15 protein-coding genes and 1 pseudogene are annotated in these 18390 nt (G+C 58.8%); 13 read left to right on the top strand and 3 right to left on the bottom strand.

Annotated elements, in window-relative coordinates; all coding sequences use genetic code 11:
• Positions 1–2 precede the first annotated feature (2 nt).
• The 5 genes and pseudogenes from AC1MDT_RS27545 (at position 3) to AC1MDT_RS27525 (ending at position 6456) form a co-directional block, all read left to right on the top strand.
• Positions 3–2705, top strand: coding sequence for a [protein-PII] uridylyltransferase (locus AC1MDT_RS27545; protein WP_480419845.1), 2703 nt, complete (start codon positions 3–5; stop codon positions 2703–2705).
• 158 nt (positions 2706–2863) lie between these two features.
• Complete coding sequence (gene dapC, locus AC1MDT_RS27540) at positions 2864–4066, top strand: succinyldiaminopimelate transaminase (protein WP_480419844.1); 1203 nt, start codon at positions 2864–2866, stop codon at positions 4064–4066.
• A gap of 402 nt (positions 4067–4468) precedes the next feature.
• Positions 4469–5197: a M12 family metallopeptidase gene (locus AC1MDT_RS27535; RefSeq protein WP_480419843.1), complete on the top strand. Its 729-nt coding sequence runs from the start codon at positions 4469–4471 to the stop codon at positions 5195–5197.
• A gap of 28 nt (positions 5198–5225) precedes the next feature.
• Positions 5226–5540: pseudogene (locus AC1MDT_RS27530) on the top strand (aminotransferase class I/II-fold pyridoxal phosphate-dependent enzyme); the annotation flags it as partial.
• Positions 5541–5709: 169 nt separating this feature from the next.
• Positions 5710–6456: a zinc metalloprotease gene (locus tag AC1MDT_RS27525; protein WP_480419842.1), complete on the top strand. Its 747-nt coding sequence runs from the start codon at positions 5710–5712 to the stop codon at positions 6454–6456.
• Between the two features lie 45 nt (positions 6457–6501).
• Here the strand turns inward: AC1MDT_RS27525 and AC1MDT_RS27520 are convergent, their stop codons facing one another.
• Entirely contained in the window at positions 6502–8133 is a 1632-nt protein-coding gene (locus AC1MDT_RS27520; RefSeq protein WP_480419841.1) for a Na+/H+ antiporter, read from the bottom strand.
• Between the two features lie 279 nt (positions 8134–8412).
• Here AC1MDT_RS27520 and AC1MDT_RS27515 point away from each other — a divergent pair, with 279 nt between their 5' ends.
• The 4 genes from AC1MDT_RS27515 (at position 8413) to AC1MDT_RS27500 (ending at position 11613) form a co-directional block, all read left to right on the top strand.
• Positions 8413–8775, top strand: a complete 363-nt coding sequence (locus AC1MDT_RS27515) for an ArsC family reductase (RefSeq protein WP_480419840.1) — start codon at positions 8413–8415, stop codon at positions 8773–8775.
• 33 nt (positions 8776–8808) lie between these two features.
• Positions 8809–9843, top strand: coding sequence for a 2,3,4,5-tetrahydropyridine-2,6-dicarboxylate N-succinyltransferase (gene dapD, locus AC1MDT_RS27510; protein WP_480419839.1), 1035 nt, complete (start codon positions 8809–8811; stop codon positions 9841–9843).
• A 163-nt stretch (positions 9844–10006) separates the two neighbouring features.
• Positions 10007–11212, top strand: coding sequence for an aminotransferase class V-fold PLP-dependent enzyme (locus tag AC1MDT_RS27505; protein ID WP_480419838.1), 1206 nt, complete (start codon positions 10007–10009; stop codon positions 11210–11212).
• The gene (locus AC1MDT_RS27500; RefSeq protein ID WP_480419837.1) at positions 11209–11613 is read left to right on the top strand and encodes a SufE family protein; all 405 of its coding nucleotides are present in this window, start codon (positions 11209–11211) and stop codon (positions 11611–11613) included. Before AC1MDT_RS27505 ends, AC1MDT_RS27500 begins: the two co-directional genes overlap by 4 nt.
• Positions 11614–11702: 89 nt before the next feature.
• Here AC1MDT_RS27500 and tcdA read toward each other — a convergent pair whose 3' ends face one another.
• Positions 11703–12515 carry a tRNA cyclic N6-threonylcarbamoyladenosine(37) synthase TcdA gene (gene tcdA / locus AC1MDT_RS27495; protein ID WP_480419836.1) on the bottom strand — a complete coding sequence of 271 codons (813 nt, stop codon included), beginning with the start codon at positions 12513–12515 and terminating at the stop codon, positions 11703–11705.
• Between the two features lie 227 nt (positions 12516–12742).
• Here tcdA and AC1MDT_RS27490 point away from each other — a divergent pair, with 227 nt between their 5' ends.
• The 4 genes from AC1MDT_RS27490 to AC1MDT_RS27475 all read left to right on the top strand — a co-directional run bounded on the left by AC1MDT_RS27490 (position 12743) and on the right by AC1MDT_RS27475 (position 17969).
• Positions 12743–15334: a glycosyltransferase gene (locus AC1MDT_RS27490; protein ID WP_480419835.1), complete on the top strand. Its 2592-nt coding sequence runs from the start codon at positions 12743–12745 to the stop codon at positions 15332–15334.
• Between the two features lie 221 nt (positions 15335–15555).
• Entirely contained in the window at positions 15556–16707 is a 1152-nt protein-coding gene (gene dapE, locus AC1MDT_RS27485; RefSeq protein WP_480419834.1) for a succinyl-diaminopimelate desuccinylase, read from the top strand.
• Positions 16707–17516 carry a putative RNA methyltransferase gene (locus tag AC1MDT_RS27480; RefSeq protein WP_480419833.1) on the top strand — a complete coding sequence of 270 codons (810 nt, stop codon included), beginning with the start codon at positions 16707–16709 and terminating at the stop codon, positions 17514–17516. The genes dapE and AC1MDT_RS27480 overlap by 1 nt, the downstream gene beginning before the upstream one ends.
• 75 nt (positions 17517–17591) lie before the next feature.
• Complete coding sequence (locus tag AC1MDT_RS27475; protein WP_480419832.1) at positions 17592–17969, top strand: hypothetical protein; 378 nt, start codon at positions 17592–17594, stop codon at positions 17967–17969.
• 130 nt (positions 17970–18099) lie between these two features.
• Here AC1MDT_RS27475 and AC1MDT_RS27470 read toward each other — a convergent pair whose 3' ends face one another.
• Positions 18100–18309 carry a cold-shock protein gene (locus tag AC1MDT_RS27470; RefSeq protein ID WP_480419831.1) on the bottom strand — a complete coding sequence of 70 codons (210 nt, stop codon included), beginning with the start codon at positions 18307–18309 and terminating at the stop codon, positions 18100–18102.
• Positions 18310–18390: the final 81 nt, after the last annotated feature.

Here is an 18390-nt window from a genome sequence, read left to right as displayed (position 1 = left end):
CAATGCCGCAGGTGGATCCCGAACTCTTCGACCGTGGCCAGTTCCAGGCTGAACTGGCCCTGAAGGCCAGCCCGATCGCGGCCTTCAAGAAGGCGATCCGTCAGGCTCGTGAAGTGCTCGACGGGCGCTTTCGCAACGGACGGGACATTCGCCGGTTGATCGAGGATCGCGCCTGGTTCGTCGATAACATCCTGCAAAAGGCCTGGGAGCAGTTTAACTGGAGCGAAGACGCCGATATCGCGCTGGTCGCGGTCGGTGGCTACGGTCGCGGTGAGTTGCACCCGTATTCCGACATTGACCTGCTGATCCTGCTGGACAGCGCCGACCATGAAATTTTCCGTGATTCCATTGAGCGTTTTCTGACGCTGCTGTGGGACATCGGCCTGGAAGTCGGCCAGAGCGTTCGCTCGGTCGACGAATGCGCCGTTGAGGCACGCGCCGACCTGACGGTAATCACCAACCTGATGGAAAGTCGCACCATCGCAGGCCCCGAACACTTGCGCCAACGCATGCTGGACGTCACCAGCACAGCGCACATGTGGCCAAGCAAGGACTTTTTCCTGGCCAAGCGCGCCGAACAGAAGGCTCGCCACCACAAATACAACGACACCGAATACAACCTGGAACCCAACGTCAAAGGCTCACCTGGCGGACTACGGGATATCCAGACGATTCTTTGGGTCGCCCGGCGCGAGTACGGCACCCTGAACCTGCGGGCACTGGCCGGCGAAGGTTTCCTGGTCGAGAGCGAAAACGCCCTGCTGGCTTCGTCCCAGGAATTCCTGTGGAAGGTTCGCTACGCGTTGCACATGCTCGCCGGCCGTTCCGAAGACCGCTTGCTGTTCGACCACCAGCGCTCGATTGCCGGGCTACTGGGTTTCGAAGGCGATGATGCCAAGCAAGCCATCGAAAACTTCATGCAGCAGTATTACCGGGTGGTCATGAGCATTGCCCAGCTCAGCGACCTGATCATCCAGCACTTCGAGGAACTCATCCTCGCGCCGGTAGACGTAGTGCCGCCACAACCGATCAACCCACGATTCCAGTTGCACGATGGTTACATCGAGGCACGCAACGACAATGTGTTCCGTCGCACCCCGTTCGCCATGCTCGAAATCTTCGTGTTGATGGCCCAGCAGCCGGAAATCAAAGGTGTGCGCGCCGACACCATCCGCCTGCTGCGCGAACACCGGCATCTGATCGACGACGATTTCCGCAACGACATTCGCAATACCAGCCTGTTCATCGAGCTGTTCAAGTGCAAGATCGGCATCCACCGCAACCTGCGCCGGATGAACCGCTACGGCATCCTCGGGCGTTATCTGCCGGAGTTCGGCTTCATCGTCGGGCAGATGCAGCACGACCTGTTTCACATCTATACGGTCGATGCGCACACCCTGAACCTGATCAAACACCTGCGTAAATTGCAGTACACCCAGGTGTCGGAGAAATTCCCGCTGGCCAGCAAGCTCATGGGCAAACTCCCCAAACCCGAGCTGATTTATCTGGCAGGCCTGTACCACGACATTGGCAAAGGCCGGCATGGCGATCACTCGGAAATTGGCGCGGTGGACGCCGAAGCCTTTTGCCAGCGCCACCAATTGCCGGTGTGGGACAGCCGCCTGATCGTCTGGCTGGTGCAGAACCATCTGGTGATGTCGACCACGGCCCAGCGCAAGGACTTGTCCGACCCACAGGTGATCCATGACTTCGCACAGGCGGTGGGTGACGAAACCCGCCTCGATTACCTGTACGTGCTGACGGTGGCCGACATCAACGCCACCAACCCGACACTGTGGAATTCCTGGCGCGCCAGCCTGCTGCGCCAGCTATACACCGAGACCAAGCGCGCCTTGCGCCGCGGCCTGGAAAACCCGGTGGACCGCGAAATGCAGATCCGTCAGACGCAGAGCGCCGCCCTGGACATTCTGGTACGCGGTGGGACCGACCCGGACGACGTCGAGCAGCTGTGGTCGCAACTGGGCGATGACTATTTCCTGCGCCACACCGCCGGCGACGTGGCCTGGCACAGTGACGCGATCCTCCAGCAACCGGCCGATGGCGGGCCGCTGGTGCTGATCAAGGAAACCACCCAGCGCGAATTCGAAGGCGGCACGCAGATCTTCATCTACGCACCGGACCAACACGACTTCTTCGCCGTGACCGTGGCCGCGATGGACCAGCTCAACCTGAACATCCACGACGCTCGCGTCATCACCTCCAGCAGCCAGTTCACCCTCGACACCTACATCGTGCTCGACACGGATGGCGACTCGATCGGTGACAACCCGGCGCGGGTCAAACAGATCCGCGAGGGTTTGACCGAAGCCTTGCGCAACCCGGACAACTACCCGACCATTATTCAGCGTCGGGTGCCGCGCCAGCTCAAGCATTTCGCGTTTGCCCCGCAGGTGACGATCCACAACGACGCTCAACGTCCAGTGACGGTGTTGGAACTCAGCGCCCCTGACCGCCCGGGATTGCTGGCGCGGATTGGCACGATCTTCCTCGAGTTCGATCTGTCGCTGCAAAATGCCAAGATTGCTACGCTCGGCGAACGCGTCGAAGACGTTTTCTTCATCACCGACGCGAACAACCAGCCGTTGTCCGACCCCTTGCTGTGCAGCCGCTTGCAGGATGCGATCGTCGAACAGTTGAGCGTCAGCCACGAACCGGATATCAAACTGGCACGCATCAGCATTTGAACTAACAACGGCCCGCCCTTCTGTAGGAGCGAGCTTGCTCGCGATGGACTCAAATACGCCGCGTTGTCCTGGCAGCACGCGTTATCGTTGACGACCATCGCGAGCAAGCTCGCTCCTACAGGGACCAGCGCCGCCCCCACACCGAACGAGATTTACCGATGAACAACGCTCTGAATCAGTTGCAGCCCTACCCGTTCGAGAAGCTCCGCGCCCTGCTCGGCAGCGTCACGCCAAACCCGGAAAAACGCGCCATCGCGCTGTCCATCGGTGAGCCGAAGCACCGTTCGCCAAGCTTTGTCGCCGAGGCCCTGGCGAGCAATCTGGATCAGATGGCCGTGTACCCGACCACCCTCGGCATCCCGGCCCTGCGCGAAGCCATCGCCGCGTGGTGCGAGCGTCGTTTCAATGTGCCGAACGGCTGGCTCGACCCGGCGCGCAACGTGCTGCCGGTCAACGGCACCCGCGAAGCGCTGTTCGCCTTCACCCAGACCGTGGTCAACCGTGGCGATGACGCGTTGGTGGTCAGCCCGAACCCGTTCTATCAAATCTACGAAGGCGCGGCGTTCCTCGCCGGGGCCAAACCGCATTACCTACCGTGCCTGGATGAAAACGGTTTCAACCCGGATTTCGATGCCGTGTCGCCGGACATCTGGAAACGCTGCCAGATCCTGTTCCTGTGCTCGCCGGGTAACCCGACCGGTGCATTGATTCCGGTAGAGACGCTGAAAAAACTGATCGCCCTGGCCGACGAATACGACTTCGTGATCGCCGCCGACGAATGCTACAGCGAGTTGTACTTCGACGAACAAACCCCGCCGGCCGGCCTGCTCAGCGCCTGCGTCGAACTGGGCCGCAAGGACTTCAAGCGCTGCGTGGTGTTCCATAGCCTGTCCAAGCGCTCCAACCTGCCAGGCTTGCGTTCTGGCTTCGTGGCCGGTGATGCCGACATTCTTAAAGGCTTCCTGCTGTACCGCACTTACCACGGCTGCGCGATGCCGGTACAGACTCAACTGGCCAGCGTTGCCGCGTGGAACGATGAAGTGCATGTACGCGCCAACCGTGCGTTGTATCGCGAGAAGTATGATGCGGTGCTGGAAATCCTCAGCCCGGTGATGGACGTTCAGCGTCCGGACGGTGGATTCTACTTGTGGCCGAATGTTGAAGGTGATGACGAAGCGTTCTGCCGCGATCTGTTCGTTGAAGAACATGTGACGGTCGTGCCAGGTTCCTATCTGTCCCGCGAGGTTGACGGAGCCAATCCGGGTGCCGGTCGCGTACGCATGGCACTGGTTGCGCCGCTGGCGGAATGTGTGGAGGCTGCTGAACGCATCCGGGCGTTTATCATTCGCCATCGCCCTTAAAGTTCATTACCCGCACGGTGCAATGCCGTGCGGGCTTACACAAACATAAAGCAATATAACCAACTTACTCAAAACTTAACTTTTCGACTACCATAAGATTACTGCCCACTGAAAAACCAACCAACAAATTCTCATACAAGATAACAAAAAACCAATCCAGAAAAATACAAACATGGATGTTTATTATGAACACCAGATCACATCACATTAATATATCGCTCTATATTCTCTCACCCCACGAAGTTGCAACCACCGGAAGGACGCTATCAAGGAAGTGGCAAGCAACTCTTCAACATCCATCATTTCACCTGATGATGCAGTACCGCACGCCAAATAAACACAAAAGTTACGGACATCAAAGGTAAATAATTTTTACTCTAGACTTCAAGGAGGAAGTAAAAAATGAACAGCATCCTGGATTACCAGCCAACACAGTGTAAACACGACCCTGCATCTGATGAAGCTGCCATCACCGAAAATCCTGCCGATGCAGGACTGCCCCGCGGCAATCGCCTCAAACGCTCGCTGGTCAACTATCCGAAATTGTGGGAAAACGGTCGAGCCTTAAAAATTGCCTTTATGAACAACCTGGACGTCGACCATAAACAGAAGATCATAGACGCAGCCAGACATTGGTTGCCATTTGTTAACCTCTGCTTTAATTTTGTCGATGGCAATCAGGGTGACATTCGCATCGCCACCGAAAACAACAAAAATAGCGCAGTACTAGGTACCAACTCGCTGTTGGTTCATCCGGACAAGCCAACCATGAACCTCGGCGTCAATCCTGAGCACGAGGATTTCGAGGTAATTGTGATCCACGAATTCGGCCATGCACTGGGCGCGATGCATGAACACCAGCATCCAAACGCGAACATCCCTTGGGACAAGCCTAAAGTTTATGAGTTCTATCAGAATCGCGAGATGAATCCACTTTCTCGAGAACAAATTGACAGGCACATATTTACGCCATTCAACACTTCCGATGCTTTCTACCTGCCCTACGACAAGACGTCCATCATGCACTATCCAGTACCCAACACATTAACATTGGGTAACTGGGAGCTTCCGATCAATCGCAAGATCAGCAAAAAAGACAAACAAATCATGAAATTACTTTACCCCTACTAATCAATCATGAGAATCAACACCCAACAAGCATGTACGCGCCAACCGTGCGTTGTATCGCGAGAAGTATGATGCGGTGCTGGAAATCCTCAGCCCGGTGATGGACGTTCAGCGTCCGGACGGTGGATTCTACTTGTGGCCGAATGTTGAAGGTGATGACGAAGCGTTCTGCCGCGATCTGTTCGTTGAAGAACATGTGACGGTCGTGCCGGGCTCTTACCTGTCCCGTGAAGTAGATGGCCTCAATCCAGGCGCAGGTCGTGTGCGCATGGCGCTGGTTGCTCCACTGGCGGAATGTGTTGAAGCGGCCGAGCGAATTCGCAGCTTCATTAATTCCCACAAGTAATAACTTTAGTAAACCCGCACTGTGCAATGCAGTGCGGGTTTTATCTTCAGTTACAAGACACGCATATACAAACCGCCTATTTGAAATTAACTTCATATTCGCTCTCAAACAGCTGGCAACTATCGTAATACACCAAACCAAAAACAATACTTACAAGGATGTAATAACCATGACTGCATTTAGTTCATGCCGAATACTTCAACCCGTTAGTGACACCGCATCTTATTCAGCCGCCACCAATGAACATCCGATCAATACCAACAACACCGGCAGTCGCCGTAAAAGAAACGTTGGCTCCCATACCAAATTCTGGAAACCTGGAAAAACACTAAAAATCGCAATGTACAACGCCAGCGACGAAGCCATTGAAGAGGTCCGAGCTGCCGCCAGTGAATGGCTGCCTTACGTAAACCTGACATTTGACTTTGTAAAAGGTGATATTGGCGATATACGCATTTTCCTCAATCGGCCAGACGGGATTGAGGCCTCGCAAATTGGTACCGATGCACTCATTGATGATATAGGCGGCACCGACGAGCAAAGACGCGGGCCCAGCATGTACCTGAACTGGACGCCTGGCAGCCATCGGTTCAGATTTGTCGTTCTACATGAGTTTGGACATGCTCTGGGGGCCCTACATGCTCACCAACACCCCAACTCGGATATACCGTGGGATGTACCAAACACCTATAGGCACTGTGCACAAACTTTCGGCTGGGACAAGAGCGTCGTTGATGCCAATATCCTGCCCCTGCCCCTGAGCGACCAGTTCACTTACCAGCCTTATGACGGAGACTCGGTCATGCATTATGAAATTCCCAACGAGTGGACTGTTGGCAACTGGGGACAATCGGAATCATGGGCAATCAGCAACGGCGACATCGCCATGATGCGCAACGCTTATCCCAAAGACTGAGCGCAACTTTAGCGCCATCCAACCCACCGGCATTTTAACAATCGGCTACGGGACGACGCCCAGGTTGGCTTCACTCAAATCCAGCTCAGCCAGTACCTCGCGCAAAACGTCATCACCAATCTGGTGATGACGACTGAGCTTGTACAACTCCAGGCGTTGCGCTCGCAACGCCTTCACGCGCAGACGTCGCTCCAGCAAGTTCATCTGAAACGCCAGCGCCTGGGCCTCTGCCGAATCGTTGAACACCTCCAACTGATGCCGATACTCAGACATGATCCGCGCCTTGAGTTCGGCGGACAATGCTGCCTCAGCCGCATCCACAGGCTTGGCCTCGTTGATTTCCAAGGAGTGAATCGCCGCTTCGGCGGTCTTGCGCCAGGCGTCACGCACTTCATTGCGACGCCTGTCGTCCGGGCTTTTCTCGATACCGCGCAGCAGCAGTGGCAAAGCAATACACGCGGCAATCAGCGACAACAGAATCACCCCGGCCGCGATGAAGATCAGCAAATCCCGCTCAGGAAACGCATCGCCGCCCATCAGTATCGGCACCGACAAGACACCCGCCAACGTCACTGCCCCACGTACGCCGCCGACCGTCAGCAACCAGCATGAGCGCGCTGTAGGCACGTGCGTCATCTCACCTTGCCCGCGCAGCCGGCGCAGCAGACCCGACAGGCGCCAAGTGCTCTGTACCCAAATAAACCGCAACAGCAGCAACACGCAGAAAATCGCCACCACATCCAGGCAACGATAAAGCAGCGTCGGCCACAGCGAGGTTTCATGACTGGCGACAGCCTTGATGATGTCCGGCAGCTGCAAGCCCAACAGCAGGAAGATCAAGCCGTTGAAGGCGAATTCCAGCAACGACCAGACGCTGCGATTGAGCAAGCGGGTATTGGTCTGGCGCGGCAGCAGATCGAGCCAGCTCTGCATCATTCCCGCCGCCACCGCTGACAGAATGCCCGAGGCGCCCACGCGCTCTGCCAAAACATACGCGGCAAACGGCAGCAGCAACATGAAGACGACGTGAGTCGCCGGATCATCCCAGCCGCGATCAATCATCCACGCCCTCAAGCGCCCGACCAGCCAACTCAACGCCACACCGACCGCCAGTCCGCCAACGGCCACCAGCACAAACGTCAGGCTGGCATTGGCCAGCGAGAACACCCCGGTCACCGCCGCAACCAGCGCGAACTTGAACGTCACCAGGCCCGAAGCGTCGTTCATCAACGCCTCGCCCTGCAGCATGTGCATCAGAGGTGTCGGCAAGCGGTTCTGGGAGATCGCCGAGACCGCCACGGCATCCGTCGGCGACAACACCGCCGCCAGGGCGAACGCCACCGGCAGGGGAATACTCGGCAACAGCCAATGAATGAAATAGCCCGCGCCGACAACGGTGAACAGCACCAGGCCGACCGCCAACGTCAGAATCGGCCCGCGCAGCCGCCACAACTCACGCTTGGGCATGCGCCAGCCATCGGAGAACAATAGCGGCGGCAGGAACAGGAAAAGAAACAACTCGGGGTCCAGCGCCACATGCAACCCGAGGGTCGGCCACGCCAGCAACGCGCCGGCGGCAATTTGCACCAGCGGCAAAGGCAAGGGAATCACTCGTCCGATCAGGCGTGAAACGCCGACCAGCATCAGCATAATCAGGACGGTGTAGGCGGTTTGCATAAAAGCGCGGTTCCCGGCAATCGACAGCATTGAAGTGCCATATTAGCCGCTTAGACTGCCGGCTGACCGTTGTACCAATGTCGCACGTGGTCACGGACAGCCTGATTACCCGGTGGGAGCGAGCCTGCTCGCGAATGCGATGTAACATCCACCCTAAATGTTGCCTGACCCACCGCCTTCGCGAGCAGGCTCGCTCCCACAGGGTTTTGCGTTTTAACTGAACGGTCATGGCATAATCCGTCACCTTTTTTTTCCAGCACCTGCAAAGGGGGCAATTCCTTGACCGTTTCAAGCAAAACGTTGCACCTTTTCGGAATCAAAGCCTGCGACACCATGAAAAAGGCGCGCACCTGGCTCGATGAACACGCTGTCAGCTATGACTTTCACGATTACAAAACGGCCGGAATCGACCGTGACCACCTGACCCAATGGTGCGATGAGCACGGCTGGCAAGTGGTGTTGAACCGTGCAGGCACGACCTTTCGCAAGCTCGACGACGAACGCAAAGCCGATCTCGACCAGCGCAAAGCCATCGAATTGATGCTCGCACAACCCTCGATGATCAAGCGCCCGGTGCTTGATCTCGGTGACCGAACCCTGATTGGCTTCAAGCCAGATATCTACGCGGCAGCGCTCAAGTAAGGCAGCCCGTACCATTTTGTAAGAGGTATCAACATGTCCACTACCCTGTTCAGCCTGGCCTTTGGTGTCGGCACTCAAAACCGTCAAGGCGCATGGCTGGAAGTGTTTTACGCGCAGCCACTGCTCAACCCGTCGGCCGAACTGGTCGCTGCCATTGCCCCGGTTCTGGGCTACACCGAAGGCAATCAGGCCATCGCGTTCAGCACCGCCCAGGCCTCGCAACTGGCTGAAGCGCTGAAAAGCGTCGATGCCGGCCAAGCCGCATTGCTGACTCGTCTGGCCGAGAGCCACAAGCCGCTGGTCGCGACCCTGCTGGCCGAAGATGCCCAACTGACCTCCACGCCTGAGGCTTACCTCAAGCTGCATTTGCTGTCCCACCGTCTGGTCAAGCCGCACGGCCTGAACCTGGCGGGCGTGTTCCCGCTGCTGCCGAACGTCGCCTGGACCAGTCAGGGCGCGATCGACCTGGCTGAACTGGCCGAGCATCAACTCGAAGCCCGCCTGCGTGGCGAGTTGCTGGAAGTGTTCTCGGTGGACAAGTTCCCGAAAATGACCGACTACGTGGTTCCGGCCGGCGTGCGTATCGCTGACGCGGCACGTATTCGTCTGGGCGCTTACGTGGGCGAAGGCACCACCGTGATGCATGAAGGTTTCGTCAACTTCAACGCGGGCACTGAAGGCCCGGGCATGATCGAAGGTCGTGTCTCGGCTGGCGTGTTCGTCGGCAAAGGTTCGGACCTGGGCGGCGGTTGCTCGACCATGGGCACCCTGTCCGGTGGTGGCAACATCGTGATCAAGGTTGGCGAAGGCTGCCTGATCGGCGCGAACGCCGGTATCGGTATCCCGCTGGGCGACCGCAACACCGTTGAATCGGGCCTGTACGTGACCGCTGGTACCAAAGTGGCGCTGCTGGACGAAAACAACAAACTGGTCAAAGTCGTTAAGGCCCGTGAGCTGGCCGGTCAGCCTGACCTGCTGTTCCGCCGCAATTCGGAAACCGGTGCCGTGGAATGCAAAACCCACAAATCGGCGATCGAACTGAACGAAGCGCTGCACGCTCACAACTAAGCAGAACGCCAAACGATCACCTGTAGGAGCGAGCTTGCTCGCGAAGAACACATGGACAACACGTGCTGTCTGGTACCGCGCGTTATCGTTAACGTCCATCGCGAGCAAGCTCGCTCCTACAAGGTCAGCCGTATATCCGCCCATGTCACCAGGGCCGAACAACATGATGATTCCCTCCCCCTGGCGCGCCGACTTTCCGGCTATCGTCGCATTGCAACGGCAAGACCAGACGTATCTGGACAACGCCGCCACCACGCAAAAACCTCAAGCCTTGCTGGATGCCCTGGCGCATTACTACGCCAATGGCGCGGCCAATGTGCATCGGGCGCAACACTTGCCCGGCGCTCATGCCACCCAGGCGTTCGAGGACAGCCGCAGCAAAGTCGCCCATTGGCTGAATGCCGGCAATAGCGGGCAGATCATTTTTACCCACGGCGCCACTAGCGCACTGAACCTCCTGGCCTATGGCCTGGAACACTTATTCGATCCGGGCGATGAGATTGTCATCAGCGCTCTGGAACATCACGCCAACCTGCTGCCGTGGCAGCAACTGGCCCACCGTCGCGCGCTGAAACTGGTGATCCTGCCACTGGATGCCGACGGTTTGATCGACCTGGAGGCTGCGGCGTCGTTGATCAATCCGCGCACGCGCCTGTTGGCGGTCAGTCAGCTGTCCAACGTGCTCGGCGCCTGGCAGCCGTTGCCCGCGCTGCTGGCGATGGCCAAGGCGCACGACGCACTGACCGTGGTCGATGGCGCTCAAGGCGTGGTGCATGGTCGGCATGACATGCAGGCGCTGGGTTGCGACTTTTATGTGTTTTCCAGCCACAAACTCTATGGCCCCGATGGCCTGGGCGTGCTGTTCGGGCGCAATGAAGCGCTGGAACAACTGCATCATTGGCAGTTCGGCGGCGAAATGGTGCTGGACGCCAATTACCACGACGCGCGGTTTCGCCCTGCCCCACTGGGGTTTGAGGCAGGCACGCCGCCGATTGCCAGTGTGATTGGTCTGGGGGCGACGCTGGATTACCTCGCCGCTCTCGATCAGGAGGCGGTCGCGGCTCACGAAGCCGCATTGCATGACTATTTGCTCAAAGGTCTTGAGGCGCGCAACGGCATTCGACTGCTGGGCAAACCTCAACTGGCGTTGGCGAGTTTTGTCGTGGAGGGTGTGCATAACTCTGATCTGGCGCATCTGCTGACGGAACAAGGGATTGCGGTACGCGCCGGGCATCATTGCGCTATGCCGCTGCTCAAGCACTTTGAACTGGCCGGGGCGATTCGGGTTTCGTTGGCGCTGTACAACGATTCCGAAGACCTGGAACGGTTCTTCGAAGCGCTGGATCAAGCGCTGGAGTTGTTGCGATGAGTTTGCCTGCTGAGGCTGCACATGCACTGGAGGCTTTTCAGAAGGCCGCGGGTTGGGAACAACGGGCGCGACTGCTGATGCAGTGGGGCGATCGCCTGCCCGCGTTGAGCGATGTGGATAAAGTCGATGCCAACCGGGTGCACGGCTGTGAAAGTCAGGTGTGGTTGGTGGGTTCGTTGAATGACGGCCACTGGCAGTTTGCCGCGAGCAGCGATGCACGGTTGATTCGCGGGTTGGTGGCTTTGCTGCTGGCGCGGGTCAACGGGTTGTCGGCGGGTGAGTTGCAGCAGGTGGATTTGCCGGATTGGTTCAATCAGCTGGGGCTTTCGCGGCAGCTATCGCCGTCGCGCAGTAATGGTCTGAATGCCGTGTTACAGCGAATGAAGGAGTTGGCTGGTTAATCGCTTTCGCGAGCAGGCTCGCTCCCACAGGGAAACGCATTCCAATGTGGGAGCGAGCCTGCTCGCGAAGGGGCCATCAGCCACACCCCTCAAACCTCAGGCTTAACCCGATCCGCAGGGCGCCGCACCCCCGCCACAATCTTATCCACAGCCTTGGTCGCCGCGACCATGCCGAACGTCGCCGTCACCATCATCACTGCGCCAAACCCGCCAGCGCAGTCCAGCTTCACGCCGTCGCCGACAAAACTCTTCTGCAAACAAATGCTGCCATCCGGTTTCGGGTAGCGCAGTTGTTCGGTGGAAAACACGCACGGCACGCTGTAATGGCGGGTCACGGTGCGGGAGAAATTGTAATCGCGGCGCAACGTGGAACGCACTTTCGAGGCCAATGGATCATTGAACGTACGGTTCAGGTCGCACACCTGAATCAACGTCGGGTCAATCTGCCCGCCCGCACCACCGGTCGTGATGATCTGGATCTTGCGACGCTTACACCAGGCGATCAACGCCGCCTTGGCATTGACGCTGTCGATGCAGTCGATCACGCAGTCGATGTTCGGCGTGATGTACTCGGCCATGGTCTCGCGGGTGACGAAATCCGCCACCGCGTGCACCGTGCAATCGGGGTTGATCCCGCGCAGGCGCTCGGCCATCACGTCGACCTTGGGTTTACCGACGGTACTGTCCAGCGCGTGCAGCTGACGGTTGGCGTTGCTGACGCAGACGTCGTCCAGGTCGAACAGCGAAATCTCGCCCACGCCACAACGGGCGACAGCTTCCGCCGCCCAGGAACCGACGCCACCGACGCCGACGATCGCCACATGCGCCGCGCGCAAGCGTTCGAGGCCTTCGATGCCATACAAACGGGCGATGCCGGCAAACCGTGGATCTTCTGTACTCATGACCATTACCCCAAAAACCGGCGCGCATTATAGGGCCACTGCGGGAGAACTTTTAACCTTCCTGCGACAAGTGTAAGAACTTATGTGAAACCGCAGTGCCCAATGTCGGGCGTTTCCCTGTTCGCTGTACGGTCAGAGAACCTCCAGTGTAGGATGCGCGCCCTGCCCCTAGGCAGCCAGCCGCCAACCGTTCCTTCGTTCCACAGCCTTTGGAACCTGAAATAGCTATGTCATCGCGTAAATTTGGACTCAACCTGGTCGTGGTGCTCGCCATCGCTGCCTTGTTTACCGGCTTCTGGGCGCTGATCAATCGCCCCGTCGCCGCCCCTAACTGGCCAGAACAGATCTCCGGCTTTTCGTACTCGCCGTTCCAGCAAGGCCAGTACCCACAGAAAGAGCAGTACCCGACCGACGATGAAATGCGTCGCGATCTGGAGATCATGAGCAAGTTGACGGACAACATCCGTACTTACTCAGTCGACGGTACGCTGGAAGACATTCCCAAACTGGCGGAGGAATTCGGCCTGCGGGTGACCCTGGGGATCTGGATCAGCCCGGACCAGGAACGCAACGAGCGCGAAATTCTGCGCGCCATCGAACTGGCCAACACTACCCGCAGTGTGGTTCGTGTGGTGGTCGGTAACGAGGCGATCTTCCGCAAGGAAATTACCGCCGCGCAACTGAGCGTGATCCTCGATCGCGTCCGCGCCGCCGTGAAAGTGCCGGTGACCACGTCCGAGCAGTGGCACGTCTGGGAAGAACACCCGGAACTGGCCAAGCACGTCGATCTGATTGCCGCGCACGTTTTGCCTTACTGGGAGTTCATCCCGGTGGACAAGGCCGGCCAGTTCGTTCTCGACCGCGCCCGCGACCTGAAGAAGATGTTCCCGAAAAAGCCACTGCTGCTCTCGGAGGTTGGCTGGCCGAGCAACGGCCGCATGCGTGGCGGCACCGATGCGAGCCCGGCGGATCAGGCGATTTACCTGCGCACATTGGTTAACAAACTCAACCGCCAAGGCTTCAACTACTTCGTGATCGAAGCGTTCGACCAGCCGTGGAAGGCCAGTGACGAAGGTTCGGTGGGGGCTTACTGGGGCGTGTTCAACGCCGCACGCCAGCAGAAATTCAACTTCGAAGGCCCGGTGGTGGCGATCCCGCAATGGCGCGTGCTGGCCATCGGTTCGGCAGTGCTGGCCTTGCTGTCCCTGACCTTGCTGATGATCGACGGCTCCGCCCTGCGCCAACGTGGCCGCACCTTCCTGACCTTTATCGCCTTCTTGTGCGGTTCGGTATTGGTCTGGATCGGTTACGACTACAGCCAGCAATACAGCACATGGTTCAGCCTGACGGTCGGTTTCCTGCTGGCGCTTGGCGCACTCGGGGTATTTATCGTCCTGCTGGCCGAGGCCCACGAACTGGCCGAAGCGGTCTGGACCCACAAACGCCGGCGTGAATTCCTGCCGGTGGAAGGCGAGTCGGACTACCGACCGAAAGTGTCGATTCACGTACCGTGCTACAACGAGCCGCCGGAGATGGTCAAACAGACCCTCAACGCACTGGCCAACCTCGACTATCCGGACTTCGAAGTCCTGATCATCGATAACAACACCAAAGACCCGGCGGTCTGGGAACCGGTGCGCGATTATTGCGAAACCCTCGGCCCGCGCTTCAAGTTCTTCCACGTTGCACCGTTGGCCGGTTTCAAGGGTGGCGCGCTGAATTACCTGATTCCGCACACCGCCAAGGACGCCGAAGTCATTGCCGTGATCGACTCGGACTACTGCGTCGATCGGAACTGGCTCAAGCACATGGTGCCGCATTTCGCCGACCCGAAAATTGCCGTGGTGCAGTCGCCACAGGATTATCGCGATCAGAACGAAAGCACCTTCAAGAAGCTCTGCTACGCGGAATACAAAGGCTTCTTCCACATTGGCATGGTCACCCGTAACGATCGTGATGCGATCATCCAGCACGGCACCATGACCATGACCCGGCGCTCGGTGCTCGAAGAGCTGGGCTGGGCCGATTGGTGCATCTGTGAAGACGCCGAGTTGGGTCTGCGGGTGTTCGAAAAAGGCCTGTCGGCGGCGTATTACCACACCAGCTACGGCAAAGGCCTGATGCCCGATACCTTTATCGACTTCAAGAAACAGCGTTTCCGCTGGGCCTATGGGGCGATTCAGATCATCAAGCGTCACACCGCCAGCTTGCTGCGCGGCAAGGACACCGAGCTGACCCGTGGCCAGCGTTACCACTTCCTCGCGGGCTGGTTGCCGTGGGTCGCGGATGGCATGAACATCTTCTTCACCGTCGGCGCCTTGTTGTGGTCGGCAGCGATGATCATCGTGCCGCAGCGGGTCGATCCGCCCTTGCTGATTTTCGCGATCCCGCCGTTGGCGCTGTTTGTGTTCAAGGTCGGCAAGATCATCTTCCTCTACCGTCGTGCGGTCGGGGTCAACCTCAAGGATGCATTCTGCGCGGCGCTGGCCGGGCTGGCGTTGTCGCACACCATCGCCAAAGCGGTGCTGTACGGCTTCTTCACCAGCAGCATTCCGTTCTTCCGCACGCCGAAAAACGCCGATAACCACGGCTTCTGGGTGGCGATTTCGGAGGCTCGCGAAGAAATGTTCATCATGCTGCTGTTGTGGGGCGCGGCGCTGGGGATCTTCCTGGTGAACGGTTTGCCGAGCAACGACATGCGCTTCTGGGTGACCATGTTGCTGGTGCAGTCGTTGCCGTACCTGGCGGCGCTGATCATGGCGTTCCTGTCTTCGCTGCCCAAACCGGTAGCCGAGGCTGAGCCTCTACCTGCCGTCTAAATCAGCACAGATGCACTAAACGGCGGCCAATGGCCGCCGTTTTGCTTTAAGATAACCGCCATTTTGCAGAGCCTGGCTCAAGGGCCAAGCCCAATACATGTAGGAGCGAGCTTGCTCGCGAGAAACGCAAGGGCACGTGGTTATCCAGATCGCACGCGTTATCGTTAACGTCCATCGCGAGCAAGCTCGCTCCTACACATTGACAGTTTCCGGAGTTTTCCATGACGGCCCACGCCGACCTTTCGCCGACCCTTCAACTCGCCATCGACCTGATCCGCCGTCCATCCGTGACGCCGGTCGACGCCGATTGCCAGAAGCAGATGATGCAGCGCCTGGGCGATGCCGGTTTCACCCTGGAACCGATGCGCATCGAAGATGTGGATAACTTCTGGGCCACCCACGGCAAACACGACGGCCCGGTGCTGTGCTTCGCCGGTCACACCGACGTGGTGCCGACCGGTCCGGTGACGGCCTGGCAGATCGACCCGTTCAACGCGGTGATCGACGAACACGGCATGCTCTGTGGCCGTGGTGCGGCCGACATGAAAGGCAGTCTCGCCTCCATGACCGTGGCCGCCGAGCGCTTCGTGGCCGACTACCCGGATCACAAGGGCAAGGTAGCGTTCCTGATCACCAGCGACGAAGAAGGCCCGGCGCATCACGGCACCAAGGCGGTGGTCGAACGCCTCGCCGCGCGCAAGGAACGTCTGGACTGGTGCATCGTCGGCGAACCGTCGAGCACCACGCTGGTGGGTGACGTGGTCAAGAACGGCCGTCGTGGTTCCCTCGGCGCCAAGCTGACCGTGCGCGGTGTGCAGGGCCATGTGGCTTATCCACACCTGGCGAAGAACCCGATCCACCTCGCCGCTCCGGCGCTGGCCGAACTGGCCGCCGAGCACTGGGACCACGGCAACGATTTCTTCCCGCCGACCAGCTTCCAGATCTCCAACGTCAATTCCGGCACCGGCGCGACCAACGTCATCCCGGGTGATCTGGTGGCCGTGTTCAACTTCCGCTTCTCCACCGAATCCACCGTCGAAGGCCTGCAAAAGCGTGTCGCCGACATCCTCGACAAGCATGGTCTGGACTGGCACGTGGATTGGGCGCTGTCGGGCCTGCCGTTCCTCACCGAACCGGGCGCGCTGCTCGATGCGGTATCGGCGAGCATCAAGGACATCACCGGTCGCGATACCAAAGCGTCCACCAGCGGCGGCACCTCCGACGGTCGTTTCATCGCGACCATGGGCACCCAAGTGGTTGAACTGGGCCCGGTCAACGCGACAATCCACCAGGTCAACGAACGTGTGCTGGCGGCCGACCTCGACGTGTTGACCGAAATCTACTACCAGACCCTGATCAAGTTGCTCGCCTGATGCTGGCCTGCCCGATCTGCAGCGAACCGCTGAACGCGGTGGACAACGGCGTGGCGTGCCCCGCCGGGCACCGTTTCGACCGCGCGCGCCAGGGTTACCTGAACCTGCTGCCGGTGCAGCACAAAAACAGCCGCGACCCTGGGGATAACCTGGCGATGGTCGAAGCCCGTCGCGACTTCTTGAATGCCGGCCATTACGCGCCGGTAGCCAAGCGCCTGGCCGAACTCGCCGCGCACTACGCGCCGCAGCACTGGCTCGACATCGGGTGTGGCGAGGGTTACTACACCGCGCAAATCGCCGAGGCTTTGCCCAACGCCGACGGTTATGCGCTGGACATCTCCCGGGAAGCGGTCAAACGCGCCTGCAAACGCAACCCGCAGCTGACCTGGTTGATCGCCAGCATGGCCCGGGTGCCGTTGGCGTCGGGCAGCTGCCAGTTTCTCGCCAGTGTCTTCAGCCCGCTGGATTGGGAAGAAGCCAAGCGCCTGCTAAGCCCCGGTGGCGGCTTGATGAAGGTCGGGCCGACCAGCGGCCATCTGATGGAACTTCGCGAGCGACTGTACGACGAAGTCCGTGAATACACCGACGACAAGCATCTGGCACTGGTGCCGGAAGGCATGGCACTGCAACACAGCGAAACCCTGGAATTCAAACTGACGCTGGAAAACGGTCAGGACCGTGCGAACCTGCTGGCCATGACGCCCCACGGCTGGCGTGCCAGTGCCGAACGCCGGACGGCAGTCATCGAACAGACTGAGCCGTTCGAGGTCACTGTTTCAATGCGCTACGATTATTTCGTACTTCAATAATTTTTGGTCTTGAGCAACGGCTTGAGACCGGCTAAATCCGCGAATGGATTTTTCAGACCCGCAGTGAGGACATCCATGCGCCAACCCGATATCGAGATTTACCTGAAAGACGCCGACGTCGACTACAAGGCCATTGCCACCTGGCTCGGCGCGGCTTTGGGCCCATGCACCGACTGGGTTCAGAAAGGTCAGACCTACAAGTGCAAGGCCGGCAGCGTGCCGGTGACCTGGCTGCCAAAAGCAGTCGGCAAATGGAACAGCCTGTACCTGGAAAGCGACCAGACCCCATGGGAAGACGACATCGCTTGCGCCCGCGCCGCGTTTGCCGCGCTGAATGTCGAAGTGCGTTGCGCGCCGGGCAGTTGGGTCGAGGAAGAAGGTGAAGAGACAGCGGATCGCTGGATGCGGATCAGCGCTGATGGCGAAGAAGAAATCACCTGGAAAACCGCTTAACCATCGATCACATGTGGGAGCGAGCCTGCTCGCGAATGCGGTGTATCAGTCGAGATAAACATTGGCTGACACACCGCATTCGCGAGCAGGCTCACTCCCACATTGTTTTTGTGTGATGTGAAGAGTGGGTTTACACCCCCACCACATCCTCAGCCTGCAAGCCTTTCTCGCCGGTCACCACGGCATATTCAACCTGCTGACCCTCTTCCAGCGAACGATGCCCTTCGCCGCGGATTGCGCGGTAGTGCACGAACACGTCTACCCCGTCCTCGCGTTGAATGAAGCCGTAGCCCTTGGCGTCGTTGAACCACTTCACGTTGCCGGTTTCGCGCGTAGCCATGAATCAGTACCCCCTTATTTTTATTTTGAACGGCCGAGTATATGACAGCCGTCAAAACTCTCAACTCACTTTACTTAGCCG

The organism is Pseudomonas sp. ASL7, from assembly GCF_056680375.1.
This window is presented reverse-complemented; position numbering and strand designations above follow the sequence as displayed.

What these genes read in the sequence shown, in the direction of transcription:
- AC1MDT_RS27500 (WP_480419837.1), top strand. Translation starts at nt 11,209, where the DNA reads ATGAGTTTGCCTGCTGAGGCTGCACATGCACTGGAGGCTTTTCAGAAG.
- AC1MDT_RS27470 (WP_480419831.1), bottom strand. Translation starts at nt 18,309, where the DNA reads ATGGCTACGCGCGAAACCGGCAACGTGAAGTGGTTCAACGACGCCAAG.
- dapE (WP_480419834.1), top strand. Translation starts at nt 15,556, where the DNA reads ATGACGGCCCACGCCGACCTTTCGCCGACCCTTCAACTCGCCATCGAC.
- tcdA (WP_480419836.1), bottom strand. Translation starts at nt 12,515, where the DNA reads ATGAGTACAGAAGATCCACGGTTTGCCGGCATCGCCCGTTTGTATGGC.
- dapC (WP_480419844.1), top strand. Translation starts at nt 2,864, where the DNA reads ATGAACAACGCTCTGAATCAGTTGCAGCCCTACCCGTTCGAGAAGCTC.
- AC1MDT_RS27475 (WP_480419832.1), top strand. Translation starts at nt 17,592, where the DNA reads ATGCGCCAACCCGATATCGAGATTTACCTGAAAGACGCCGACGTCGAC.
- AC1MDT_RS27505 (WP_480419838.1), top strand. Translation starts at nt 10,007, where the DNA reads ATGATGATTCCCTCCCCCTGGCGCGCCGACTTTCCGGCTATCGTCGCA.
- AC1MDT_RS27480 (WP_480419833.1), top strand. Translation starts at nt 16,707, where the DNA reads ATGCTGGCCTGCCCGATCTGCAGCGAACCGCTGAACGCGGTGGACAAC.
- AC1MDT_RS27545 (WP_480419845.1), top strand. Translation starts at nt 3, where the DNA reads ATGCCGCAGGTGGATCCCGAACTCTTCGACCGTGGCCAGTTCCAGGCT.
- dapD (WP_480419839.1), top strand. Translation starts at nt 8,809, where the DNA reads ATGTCCACTACCCTGTTCAGCCTGGCCTTTGGTGTCGGCACTCAAAAC.
- AC1MDT_RS27520 (WP_480419841.1), bottom strand. Translation starts at nt 8,133, where the DNA reads ATGCAAACCGCCTACACCGTCCTGATTATGCTGATGCTGGTCGGCGTT.
- AC1MDT_RS27535 (WP_480419843.1), top strand. Translation starts at nt 4,469, where the DNA reads ATGAACAGCATCCTGGATTACCAGCCAACACAGTGTAAACACGACCCT.
- AC1MDT_RS27490 (WP_480419835.1), top strand. Translation starts at nt 12,743, where the DNA reads ATGTCATCGCGTAAATTTGGACTCAACCTGGTCGTGGTGCTCGCCATC.
- AC1MDT_RS27525 (WP_480419842.1), top strand. Translation starts at nt 5,710, where the DNA reads ATGACTGCATTTAGTTCATGCCGAATACTTCAACCCGTTAGTGACACC.